This window comes from Hanstruepera sp. CR43 (genome assembly GCF_055227665.1).
Genome location: NZ_CP200078.1, coordinates 1,418,421 through 1,430,711 on the forward strand (window position 1 = coordinate 1,418,421; position 12,291 = coordinate 1,430,711).

At 34.0% G+C, this 12,291-nt stretch carries 13 protein-coding genes; 7 read left to right on the forward strand and 6 right to left on the reverse strand.

The features are described from left to right. The first annotated feature begins 1 nt into the window (after position 1). Both ACKXGU_RS06520 and ACKXGU_RS06525 read left to right on the forward strand, forming a co-directional pair. Entirely contained in the window at positions 2–457 is a 456-nt protein-coding gene (locus tag ACKXGU_RS06520) for a sterol desaturase family protein (protein ID WP_463467245.1), read from the forward strand. Next, positions 457–1,137, forward strand: a complete 681-nt coding sequence (locus ACKXGU_RS06525) for a lycopene cyclase domain-containing protein (RefSeq protein ID WP_463467246.1) — start codon at positions 457–459, stop codon at positions 1,135–1,137. The genes ACKXGU_RS06520 and ACKXGU_RS06525 overlap by 1 nt, the downstream gene beginning before the upstream one ends. A gap of 49 nt (positions 1,138–1,186) precedes the next feature. Here the strand turns inward: ACKXGU_RS06525 and clpX are convergent, their stop codons facing one another. The 6 genes from clpX to ACKXGU_RS06555 all read right to left on the reverse strand — a co-directional run bounded on the left by clpX (position 1,187) and on the right by ACKXGU_RS06555 (position 6,490). Beyond that, positions 1,187–2,419 carry an ATP-dependent Clp protease ATP-binding subunit ClpX gene (clpX, locus tag ACKXGU_RS06530; RefSeq protein ID WP_463467247.1) on the reverse strand — a complete coding sequence of 411 codons (1,233 nt, stop codon included), beginning with the start codon at positions 2,417–2,419 and terminating at the stop codon, positions 1,187–1,189. Positions 2,420–2,450: 31 nt separating this feature from the next. Continuing rightward, positions 2,451–3,125: an ATP-dependent Clp endopeptidase proteolytic subunit ClpP gene (gene clpP, locus ACKXGU_RS06535; protein WP_103051669.1), complete on the reverse strand. Its 675-nt coding sequence runs from the start codon at positions 3,123–3,125 to the stop codon at positions 2,451–2,453. Positions 3,126–3,220: 95 nt separating this feature from the next. After that, on the reverse strand, positions 3,221–4,549 hold the full coding sequence (tig, locus tag ACKXGU_RS06540) for a trigger factor (RefSeq protein ID WP_463467248.1): 1,329 nt from the start codon (positions 4,547–4,549) through the stop codon (positions 3,221–3,223). 75 nt (positions 4,550–4,624) lie between these two features. Further along, positions 4,625–4,975, reverse strand: coding sequence for a phage holin family protein (locus ACKXGU_RS06545; RefSeq protein WP_463467249.1), 351 nt, complete (start codon positions 4,973–4,975; stop codon positions 4,625–4,627). 37 nt (positions 4,976–5,012) lie between these two features. Next, positions 5,013–5,777, reverse strand: coding sequence for an alpha/beta fold hydrolase (locus ACKXGU_RS06550; RefSeq protein WP_463467250.1), 765 nt, complete (start codon positions 5,775–5,777; stop codon positions 5,013–5,015). Further along, complete coding sequence (locus ACKXGU_RS06555) at positions 5,777–6,490, reverse strand: pyridoxine 5'-phosphate synthase (RefSeq protein WP_463467251.1); 714 nt, start codon at positions 6,488–6,490, stop codon at positions 5,777–5,779. The genes ACKXGU_RS06550 and ACKXGU_RS06555 overlap by 1 nt, the downstream gene beginning before the upstream one ends. A 91-nt stretch (positions 6,491–6,581) precedes the next feature. On the opposite strand from ACKXGU_RS06555, the gene ACKXGU_RS06560 reads away from it, so the two are divergent. The 5 genes from ACKXGU_RS06560 to ACKXGU_RS06580 all read left to right on the forward strand — a co-directional run bounded on the left by ACKXGU_RS06560 (position 6,582) and on the right by ACKXGU_RS06580 (position 12,275). Then, positions 6,582–7,241 carry a CBS domain-containing protein gene (locus tag ACKXGU_RS06560; RefSeq protein ID WP_463467252.1) on the forward strand — a complete coding sequence of 220 codons (660 nt, stop codon included), beginning with the start codon at positions 6,582–6,584 and terminating at the stop codon, positions 7,239–7,241. A 4-nt stretch (positions 7,242–7,245) separates the two neighbouring features. Continuing rightward, on the forward strand, positions 7,246–8,130 hold the full coding sequence (locus tag ACKXGU_RS06565) for an NAD kinase (protein ID WP_463467253.1): 885 nt from the start codon (positions 7,246–7,248) through the stop codon (positions 8,128–8,130). A 99-nt stretch (positions 8,131–8,229) separates the two neighbouring features. Beyond that, positions 8,230–8,922 (forward strand): type IX secretion system protein PorG, encoded by a 693-nt coding sequence (gene porG / locus ACKXGU_RS06570; protein ID WP_463467254.1) that lies wholly within the window; start codon positions 8,230–8,232, stop codon positions 8,920–8,922. A gap of 1 nt (position 8,923) precedes the next feature. Continuing rightward, the gene (locus tag ACKXGU_RS06575) at positions 8,924–9,664 is read left to right on the forward strand and encodes an isoprenyl transferase (RefSeq protein WP_463467410.1); all 741 of its coding nucleotides are present in this window, start codon (positions 8,924–8,926) and stop codon (positions 9,662–9,664) included. Further along, positions 9,597–12,275: a BamA/OMP85 family outer membrane protein gene (locus ACKXGU_RS06580; protein WP_463467255.1), complete on the forward strand. Its 2,679-nt coding sequence runs from the start codon at positions 9,597–9,599 to the stop codon at positions 12,273–12,275. Before ACKXGU_RS06575 ends, ACKXGU_RS06580 begins: the two co-directional genes overlap by 68 nt. Positions 12,276–12,291 lie beyond the last annotated feature (16 nt).

The following is a 12,291-nucleotide window of genomic DNA, read 5'->3' on the forward strand; positions in this document are numbered from 1 at the left end:
TATGCAGATTCTTTTATTTATCATAATAACTTTCGCAACGTTTTTCTTAATGGAGCTCATTACATGGTTCACCCATAAATACATTATGCATGGGTTTTTATGGTATTTGCATGAAGATCATCATCAACCAAAATATCCACATGTTTTTGAAAAAAACGATGCTTTTTTCGTGATTTTTGCCATTCCCAGTATCTTATTGTTCTATTTTGGATTAGTTCCCGAACTTAATTTCATGTTTTTCATTGGTCTCGGTATCTTCTTTTATGGTGTAACCTATTTTTTGGTTCATGATGTTTTAATCCATCAGCGCTTTAAGTGGTTTAAACACACTAAAAATAAATTTTTACTAGGTTTGAGAAAAGCACACAAAGTTCATCATAAGCATTTAGGAAAAGAAGATGGTGAGTGTTTTGGAATGCTTTATGTTCCAAAAAAATATCATGACCAATACAAATAATGAAATCCTTTACTTATCTTTTGGTTAATCTGGCATGTATAAGTATACCCTTATTTGCTAGCTTTTATCCAAAAAAACCTTTTTACAGAGAATGGAATTCATTTTTCAAGGCTAATATTTTAGTGGCAATAATTTTTTTAATTTGGGACTATTGGTTTACTGAAATTGGGGTTTGGGGATTTAATAATGATTATGTAACTGGAATTTATTTAGGTGCTATCCCTTTAGAGGAAATCCTGTTTTTTATTTGCATTCCTTTTTGTTGTGTTTTCAGTTATTTCGCATTTAAATTCTTAATCAAAAAGAATCCCATTAAAAAAATACACCATATTATTTCCTATGCTTTAATTGGCATTTTATTAATTACAGCAATCATTTACTACAATAGGTTATATACATCCGTAACATTTTTTAGTGCCAGTCTCTATTTGACGTATTTAATTATTAAAAAGAAAGATCTTTCCTATCATTATTTGAGTTACTTATTTATTTTTCCATTTTTTATTTTGAGCAATGGCGTTCTAACAGGGAGTTTCCTTGTGGAACCTATAGTCTGGTATAATGATTTAGAAAATTTGGGTATCAGGTTGTTCAACATCCCTATTGAGGATTCTATTTACGGATTATTGCTAATCCTTGTGAATATTGAGGGTTATGAATATTTTAAATTTAAGGCATAAAAAAACCACTGCATCTTAATACAGTGGTCTTTAATAAGTCTATTTATATTTAAGATACGGCTTTCAATTTTTTGAGAGTCGTTTTAGTAATCTTATCTTCAGCATAAGCTTTCGTGACTTTTAATTCCTTTTCGTCACTTCCCGGCATTTCAAACATGGCATCAGTTAAAATTTCTTCACATAATGAGCGAAGCCCTCTGGCACCGAGTTTATATTCAATAGCTTTATCAACAATAAAATCCAAAGCGCCATCCGTAATACTGAAATCAATTTCATCCATTTCAAACAACTTTTTATATTGCTTAATAATAGCGTTTTTTGGTTCTGTTAAAATGGCTCTTAACGTATCGGCATCCAGCGGATCCATATAGGTCAACACTGGTAATCGCCCAATTATCTCGGGGATTAAACCAAAGTCCTTTAAATCTTTTGGAATAATATATTGTAATAGATTAGCCTGATCAACACGCTCATCTGACATAGAAGCACTGTATCCAACAGCCTGCATGTTCAAACGCTTGGAGATAACTTTTTCAATCCCATCAAAAGCACCACCTGCAATAAACAAAATATTTTCCGTGTTAACTTCAATAAATTTTTGATCAGGATGCTTTCGGCCTCCTTTAGGTGGAACATTAACTGTAGTACCCTCCAATAATTTCAATAAAGCTTGCTGCACACCTTCGCCAGAGACATCTCGTGTGATTGAAGGATTGTCACTTTTGCGGGCTATTTTGTCAATTTCATCAATAAATACGATACCTTTTTCTGCTTTTTCCAAATTATAATCAGCAGCCTGTAAAAGTCTTGTCAAAATACTTTCAACATCCTCTCCCACATAACCTGCTTCAGTTAGAACGGTAGCATCAACTATAGCTAATGGCACATTCAACATTTTAGCAACTGTTTTGGCCATCAGGGTTTTTCCTGTACCCGTTTGACCAACCATGATAATATTACTTTTTTGAATTTCAATATCATCATCTGATGGTGGTTGCAATAAACGCTTATAGTGATTATAAACTGCAACAGACATTACCTTTTTGGTAGCCTCTTGACCAATGATATATTCATCAAGAAATGATTTTATTTTTTGAGGTTTTCGAAGCATTAATTCAGCAGAAAGCTCACTATTATCACTTTGTTTAGATTCCTCTAAAACTATTCCATGCGCCTGTTCAATACACCTATCGCAGATATGAGCATCCAATCCGGCAATAAGTAAATTGGTTTCAGGCTTTTTTCGACCGCAAAACGAGCATTCTAAATCTTCCTTTGACATAAATCTAAATTCTGTATTCTTTTAATAACGATTAACTGCGTACCAATATTTCGTCAATCATTCCATATTCTTTGGCTTTATCGGCTTTCATCCAATAATCACGATCACTATCAGAATACACTTTGTCGTAATCCTGACCAGAATGCTTACTGATTATTTTATAAAGCTCTTCTTTTAATGTAAGAATTTCTCTGGCTGTAATTTCAATATCACTTGCTTGACCTTGAGCTCCTCCTAAAGGCTGATGAATCATGACACGTGAATGCGTTAATCCACTACGTTTACCTTTTTCTCCAGCACATAATAATACAGCACCCATTGATGCAGCCATTCCTGTACAAATTGTTGCTACATCTGGCTTTATAAATTGCATGGTATCATAAATTCCCAGTCCAGCATAAACACTTCCTCCCGGCGAATTAATATAGATTTGAATATCCTTTGAGGAATCTGTGCTTTCCAAAAACAACAACTGGGCCTGAATGATATTGGCAACTTGATCATTAATGCCTGTGCCAAGAAAAATAATACGGTCCATCATCAAGCGCGAAAACACGTCAAAAATCGCAATGTTCATTTGGCGTTCTTCAATGATGTTTGGAGTTAAATTGGTAGGATACATACTGCTTATTATCTTGTTGTAATATGTGCTGCTTATCCCTTGGTCCTTTATAGCGAATTTTTCAAATTCTTTAGCGTAATCCATAGTTATATATAGGGTTTTTTATAAAAATTTAGGCGCTGAACTTTAATAGTTTCAGCGCCTAAATATAATGATTTATTCTTTAAAAGCTTTATGGCTTATTTATCACCATATACTTCTTTTACAAAGTCATCATAAGTAATTTCTTTAGTCTTGATGTTGGCTTTTTCTTTATACATGGCCAATAGTCTTTGACTAATAATTTGTTCTGAAATACGACGCGCCTCTTCTTGATTCGATAATACACGTGCAGCAATGTCTTCTAGCTCTTTGTCAGATGGATTCATTTGCCCAAATTGTGCCATTTGAGCTTTAATCATGTTTTTTGCATGATTTTTAATGTCATCCATAGTTACTTTGATATCATTGTCCGTGATTAATTTGCCTTCAATTAACTGATAACGTAAGCTTTTTTCAGACTTCTCATATTCCTCTTTTGCTTGCTCTTCAGACAATTCCTGTTCACCTGCAGTTTGCATCCATTTTTGTAAAAATGCTGATGGCAAATCAAACTTGGTGTTTTCTACTAAATATTCAGTAACATCATTTAATAGTTTTTGATCAGACTGTTGCGTAAATTGCTTTTCAGCATCTTCTTTAATCTTCTCTTTCAATTCAGTTACCGAAGTTACTACACCTTTTCCAAACAACTTATCAAATAACTCTTGATCTAAATCCGCCAATACGCGTTCGTTGATTTCAGTAATGGTAAATGTTACATTGATATCCAAACCGTGAACATCGTCATGACCTAATTTTAATGCATGCATTAATTCGTGCTCATCATCATAAAGGCCTTTAGTTTTAAGCTCAATAACATCTCCTGCTTTGGCTCCTACAAATTTCTTTTCAGTAGCTTTTCCTTTAAATTTATCTAAAGTTAAAGTCACCGTGTTTTCAATTTCACGCTCTTCATTTTTAAAAACACCCGTGATTTCACTGTCTTTAGCTACCTCTTTTTGGGAAACCAGTTTACCATACTGCTTTTGGATATTCTCAACTTGATCATTGATCATTTTATCTCCAGCAACAATAATGTAATGAATGAAGGCTTTCTTTGGTTTTAGGTTGACATCAAATTCAGGTGCTAAACCCAATTCGAATTCAAACGACAATTTATCGGCGTCCCAATCTAAATTATCTTGAGGTTTTGGTAATGGATTACCTAAAACATCTAATTTTTCTTCAGTTAAATATTTGTTTAATGCATCTTGAAGTAATTTATTAACCTCATCAACCAATACAGCTTTACCATATTGTTTTTTCACCATTCCCATTGGCACATGTCCTTTTCTAAATCCTGGAATGTTGGCTGTTTTCCGATAATCTGATAAGATTTTTTCGACTTTGTCATTATAATCTTCTTTAGCAATATCTACTTTTACGACAGCATTTAACGCATCAATGTTTTCTCTTGTAATATTCATTTTCTAACTATAAAAATTGGAGTGCAAAAGTAGTACTTTTTCACACTCCAACAAAGTATTTTAACGTATTGTATTTCAGTCCGTTCTCTCCTCTCCCAAAACGGAGTAAAATATAGATTGTAAAATGGTTAGCAGTATACTAAACAACAATGCTGTCCAAAAACTACTCACCATAAACCCATCCACCAATTTATCAGCCAAAAGAATGATACAGGCATTTATTACGAATAAGAATAAACCCAATGTCAGGATGGTTGCCGGCAAAGTAAAAAGCACCAACAATGGTTTAACAAAAATATTGAGAAGGCCTAAAACCGCAGCAACAATTATGGCTGTTGTATAGCCATCCACTGAAACACCTGACAATAACTTGGATAATAAAACAACGGCAACAGCGGTTAGTAATACCTTTAAAATAATTTTCATAATCTTTAATGTTTAGTTTTTAAAAAGGTACAATTTTTTAGTTTAAAAAACTGATTACAGCATTGTAAAAATCTTCGGGATTTTCAGCATGCAACCAGTGACCTGCGTTAGAAATCGTTACCAACTTATAATGAGGAAAGTGGTTTTTGATGATGGCCTCGTCTTGATGCCCTATATATTCCGATTTATCACCTCGTAAAAACAATACATCACCTTCAAACCTGGCATGAACCGGCAAAGCCTCACCAACCTCACTTACTTGCTCACGCAAAACGTCAATATTCATTCGCAACGCTAGCTGTCCTTTTTCTTTCCAATACAAATTTTTTAATAAAAACTGACGTATACCAAATTCGGGCACATAATTAGCTAATTGTTTATCGGCGGCACCTCTACTTTTTATTTTAGAAAAGTCCAAACTGTTTAAACCTTCAAGAATGGTATCATGATGTACAGGGTAATATCTTGGTGAAATATCGGCTACAATTAGCTTATTGACATATTCCGGATATTTAGTAGCAAATAGCATAGCCGTTTTCCCTCCCATGGAATGCCCCAAAAGCACTATTTCTCTTAATGCCTTATCATCTAAATAGTGCTTTAAATCCTCTACCAAGACATCATAATTAAAAACCTCATCATGGAAACTCCTGCCATGATTGCGTTGATCAACCAAATGCACTTCATAATCAGCTTCACTAAATTGTTGACCCAATGTTTTCCAATTATCGCCCATACCCAAAAAGCCATGCAAGATTATAAATGGTTTTCCTTCACCTAGAATATTTGAGTATAAATCCATCACTTTAGTTTATGCAAATACATTTGAATAACATTTTCAGCTCCTAAATACAGGCTTTCGGAAATTAAAGCATGCCCAATAGAAACTTCTAATAGACCAGGAATGTTTTCCTTAAAAAAGCGGATGTTATCCAAGGATAAGTCATGACCTGCATTAATACCCAATTCTAGATTATTGGCTAATTCAGCACATGCCACATAAGGTTGGATGGCATTTTTATTTCCTAATCCATATTGATGCGCATAAGCCTCGGTGTAAAGCTCAATTCTATCGGTTCCAGTTTCTTTGGCACCTTCAATCTGCTTCAATACAGGATCTACAAATATAGAGGTGCGAATGCCATTATTTTTAAATTCTTTGATGGTCTCAATTAAAAAATCCTGATGTTTTATAGTATCCCATCCCGCATTGCTTGTTATGGCATCAACAGCATCGGGAACCAAGGTTACTTGAGTTGGTTTTATTTCTAAAACCATGTCTACAAATTTTGCAATAGGGTTGCCTTCAATATTGTATTCGGTGTAAACTTCTGATTTCAAATCATAGGCATCCTGATAACGGATATGACGTTCATCTGGTCTCGGATGAATGGTAATGCCTTCTGCTCCAAAACGTTGAGAATCTTGAGCAAAACGAACCACATTTGGTTCATTTCCACCTCGGGAATTTCTTAAAGTCGCTATCTTATTAATATTCACACTTAATTTAGTCATTCTCTATTTTTTTGAATACAAAAATACAAACTCGTTAAGGCTTAATGTAGTATTTTTTAATTAATTTGCATGTTCATAGCCATGCTCACAAATGAATCTTTCAGAATACATTATAAACGATATAAAACCTTTAAACAACACTGATAAAGTTGGTGATATACAGGTATTGTTCAATCAGCTAACCTATTCGCATATTCCAATAAAAAATGCAAGCAATATTTATTTGGGTTGTATGTCTGAAACTGATGCACATTGTTTTGATAGCAGAAAAGATATTTTGGAGTATGCTCATGCCATTGAAGGCTTTTTTGTTCGGGACACAACCAATTGGCTAGATGTTCTTGAGGCCTTTGCCATGAACTCCACCAATATCATGCCTGTTCTTAATGCCAAAAACACGTATCTAGGATATTATGAATTAAATGACATCATTAGCTTGTTTAATGAAACACCTTTTTTCTCCGAAGCTGGTGGCATTTTGGTTATTGAAAAAGGACTTGTTGACTATTCCTTTAGTGAAGTTAGTCAAATAGTAGAATCCAATGACGGAAAACTATTGGGGGCTTTTATTTCAAAAATTGAAAATGATATCGTCCAGATAACACTAAAAATTGGAAATACTGGATTAAATGATATCATGCAAACCTTTAGGCGGTACAGTTACAATATTGTTTCAGGACATGAAGAAGACAGCTATTTACAGAGTCTTAAAGAACGATCGGAATATTTGAATAAATATTTAAACATGTAAGGTTATGAAAATTGCTGTTTTTGGTCAATCCTATCAAAAAAGTAACGAAGAGTCGCTTCAAATTCTTTTAGACCATTTTAAAACCAAAAATGTGTCAATTTATATTGAGCGTCAATTTTTCAATAATGCCAAAAACCTATTCAACAATCTTTTTGACTCTGAAATACATAAAACATTTGACATTTTAGAATCGAGTTATGATTTACTAATTAGTATAGGTGGCGATGGAACTATATTGAGGGCCATTACTTATGTTAAAGATTTTGATATTCCTATTATTGGAATAAACACCGGCAGATTAGGGTTTTTAGCCACCATTCAAAATGAGAACATCATTCAGGCTATTGATGCTATTTTAGATAACAAATACAAAATATCCGAACGTAACTTATTGACCATTGCCACGGATCCGGAGCACGAAGAATTTAAAATTCTTGATTTTGCTCTAAACGAAATTGCCGTTAGCCGAAAAAATACGACTTCCATGATAACCGTTGAAACCAGGCTAAACGGCGAATATCTTACTTCCTATTGGAGTGACGGATTGATAGTATCAACTCCAACGGGTTCAACTGGATATTCCTTGAGCTGTGGTGGACCTGTAATAACACCGGACACCAATAGTTTTGTTATTACACCAATCGCTCCCCACAATTTAAGTGCTAGGCCACTCGTTATTACTGACTCTACTGAAATTCAATTGCGTGTAAGTGGTCGAGAAGATAATTATTTGGTCTCATTAGACTCCCGAATTGCTACATTATCAAACGATACCGTAGTAACCATAAAAAAAGCTCCTTTCACAATAAAAATGATTGAATTATTGGAAGAAAGTTTTTTGGATACTCTCCGAAAAAAATTACTTTGGGGAGAAGACAAACGCAACTAAACAATAATTTGTACTAAAAACAGTTTAAATCAAATACAATTTGATTCAAATTGTCATAGGCTAATCATATTTATTATATTTGCAAACTTTTGAACATTTATGAGGGATTTAACCGTTATCGTATTATTATTTTTCGGCTATCAACTTTGCCAATCTCAAACTCATGAAATTGGATTGTATGTTGGTGGAAGTAATTTTATTGGCGATGTTGGATCCACCAAATATATATCTCCAAATAAACCTGCATTTGGCGGTGTTTATAAGTGGAATAGAAGTCCACGGCATTCCTTTAGATTCTCATTGATTTACACTGAATTAGAAGGAAAAGATTCGGAATCAGATGATCCAAGACGGATTGAACGTAATTATTCGTTTTCCAATCAAATAATTGAAGCCTCTGCAGGATTGGAGTTTACCTTTTTTGATTTTGACTTACATACTGGTAAAAATGTAGCTACTCCCTATTTATACACGGGTATAACAGTAGCTTATCATGACAATTTTTATTTCAATCAACAAGGACAGCTGCGATCGGAAAACACATCCAGTTACGCTTATGGAATTCCAATGACTTTAGGATTTAAAATGAACCTTTTGGATAGTATCATTATTGCTGCCGAAATAGGTGCACGTTATACATTTTCTGATGAATTGGATGGTAGCGTTCCAGATTCCAAAGACATCCAAGACATTCATAGTTTTGGTAACATCAACAACAATGACTGGTACATGTTTACTGGTCTTACACTAACATACACATTTGGCAAAAAACCTTGTTTTTGCATTTTCTAAAATGAGCCTAAAAGAATCTATTGACATAAAATCACTCCCAAAACATATTGCCATTATTATGGACGGCAATGGTCGCTGGGCAAAACAAAAAGGGCTCTTAAGAACGGTTGGTCATGAAAATGGCACCAAATCAGTTAGAAATACCGTAGAGAGTTGTGCCGAGTTAGGGATTGAAAACTTAACGCTCTATGCATTTTCTACCGAAAACTGGAACAGACCAAAATTAGAGGTACAAACTTTAATGAAGTTATTGGTTTCCTCACTAAAAAAAGAGATAAAGACTTTAAACGACAACGATATTAAACTTTCTGCAATTGGCAGTTTAGATGAACTTCCCAAGAAGGTTCGAAAAGAGCTATTGGAGGTCATTGAAAAGACTAAAGACAACAAAAGAATGTGCCTGTCTTTGGCTTTGAGCTATGGATCAAGGGAAGAATTATTAAATACCGTTAAAAAAATAAGTATTAAAGTTAAAAATAATATAATTTCGCCTGAAAAAATTGATGAATCGGTTATAAATAAGCATCTTTACACGCATAATTTACCTGATGTAGATTTATTGATACGCACAAGTGGCGAACAACGAATTAGTAATTTTCTATTATGGCAAATAGCTTACGCAGAATTGTATTTTACACCTGTTCTTTGGCCCGATTTTACCAAAGAAAATTTATATGAGGCTATTATTGAATATCAAAAAAGAGAAAGACGATTTGGGAAAACAAGCGAACAACTTAATTAAGCTAACATCATTGAAAACATATATAGGTCTAACAATTACTTTTTTATTTCTACTAGGTAGTTTCCAAACACAAGCTCAAGAAACTTTTACAACTGAAGGTAAACAATACACTTTAGGCGATATAACTGTTTCTGGTAATACCCATTTTAGCCCACAAACCATTGTAACCTATTCTGGATTAAGAAAGGGTCAGCAAATATTAATTCCAGGTGATAAAATTAGTGAAGCTATCAAAAAACTATGGAAATCTAATTTATTCAGTGATATCAATATTTATTTAACCAAAACAGAAGGCGATGTTGCCTATATTGAAATCAGACTATTCGATTTACCAGAACTTAATGAGCTTAAAATAAACGGCATTAAAAAGGGTAAAAAGGATGACCTTATCAAGGAAAACAACCTACAAACTGGTGTAAAAGTTACCGAAAACCTTTTAACTACAACCAAAAACTATCTTACCCATAAATATCAAAAAGATGGCTTCTTAAACACCAAAGTTTATATCAATACCATAGAAGTCCAAGATTCAACCAGTCGACCGCAAGTCAATATGGTTATTAATATTGATAAAGGCAAAAAAGTTAAAGTAAAAGATATTGTGTTCGTTGGTGATAGTGTTTTAACTGAATCCAAATTGCGGAAGGCCATGAAAAACACCAAACAAAAAAGTGTTTTTGGCCACCCTTTTAAACGTTCAAAATATATTGAAGAAAATTATAAAGAAGATTTAATTAGTCTTGTAGACAAATACAAGGAAAATGGTTATCGTGATGCTCGTGTTATTTCGGATACTATTATTCATAATGACAAAAAGAACATTACCCTTCAAATAAAACTTGAAGAAGGCGATCAATACCATTTTGGAGATATAAAATTTATTGGAAATACGGTTTATTCTGACCAAACCCTTAAAAATGTATTACGTATTAACAAAGGTGATGTTTATAATGGAGTGGAATTGGAAAAACGAATTGCCGATAATACAAAACCAGACGCCAATGATATCACTAACCTATATCAGAATTCAGGATATTTATTTTCAACCATTAACCCTGTAGAAGTTAATACAGATGGGAATGTTATAGATATGGAAATCCGGATTACTGAAGGTAAACCGGTATATTTTAATAACATTACCGTTACGGGTAATGATGTTACCAATGACCGCGTTATCTATAGAGAGTTACACACAAGACCAGGTCAATTATATAGCAAGGAAAAAGTTGTACGTACCATCCGTGAATTGAGTCAATTAGGCTTTTTTGATGCTGAACAAATTGCTACAAACTTTAAAAACCCTAATCCCAATGAAGGTACCATTGATTTAGAGTATGGTTTAGTAGAAACAGGCTCTAGTCAAATTGAGCTACAAGGTGGCTACGGTGGTGGTGGTTTTATCGGAACTTTAGGACTATCTTTCAACAATTTCTCTTTAAGAGATATTTTTAACCTTGATGCTTACAAACCTGTCCCAAGAGGTGACGGTCAAAAACTTGCTTTAAGATTGCAGGCCAGTCGCTTTTTTCAAACTTATAGCTTTTCATTTACAGAACCGTGGATGGGTGGTAAGAAACCTGTTCAGTTTTCAACATCGCTTTCCCATTCCAAACAGTTCCTATATGATCCTCAAACAGGAAATGCCGATAGAGACAAGCGTTTTAATATTACAGGTATTACTGTTGGTTTGGCAAAACGCTTAACGATACCTGATGATTATTTCACCTTATCCCAAGCTATAAGTTACCAACATTACAACCTCAAAAACTATAACACAGGGCTTTTTACATTTGGTGATGGATATTCCAACAATTTATCCTACACTATTGGCTTAAGTAGAAACAACACCTATAATGATCCTATTTTTCCTATGGGTGGTTCAAGTTTTAGTATAAGTGCCAAGCTTTCGCTTCCGTATTCATTGTTTAATGGTGTTGATTACAAAGCCCTAGCTGAAGAACGTGAAGGATATGAAGCTATCTATAATGATGCTAGTTATTCTCAAATATTACGCGGCCAAGCCTATGAACAAATGGGTATTATTGACCAGGAACGTTATAAATGGCTTGAATTTTATAAAATCAAGATGAAAGGTGATTGGTACACCCGTTTGGTAGACAAGCTAATTGTTAAGTCCAGTCTGGAATTTGGTTTCCTGGGAGCTTACAACCAATACAGAGGTGTCATACCTTTTGAAAGATTCTTTTTAGGTGGTGATGGATTAGGTAATTTTAGTTTAGATGGTCGTGAAGCCATAGCGCTTCGAGGCTACCCTAACCAATCTTTACAACCTATTGACGATAATGGCAATGTAACCAATGATGGTGGTAGTATTTATAATAAATTTTCGTTGGAGTTACGTTATCCTGTGAGTCTAAAACCTCAAGCCAAGATATTTGTTTTAGGGTTTGTTGACGGAGGTGTTTCTTACAATGACTTTAAAGATTACAACCCTTTTTCGTTATATAGATCTACAGGTGCTGGTTTAAGAGTTTTCATGCCTGCATTTGGATTATTAGGTATTGATTTTGGTTATGGATTTGATCCGCTACCGGGACAAACTAAAGCCAATGGTTGGGAAACACATTTCATAATTGGTCAGCAATTTTAATTTTGGCACGATATTT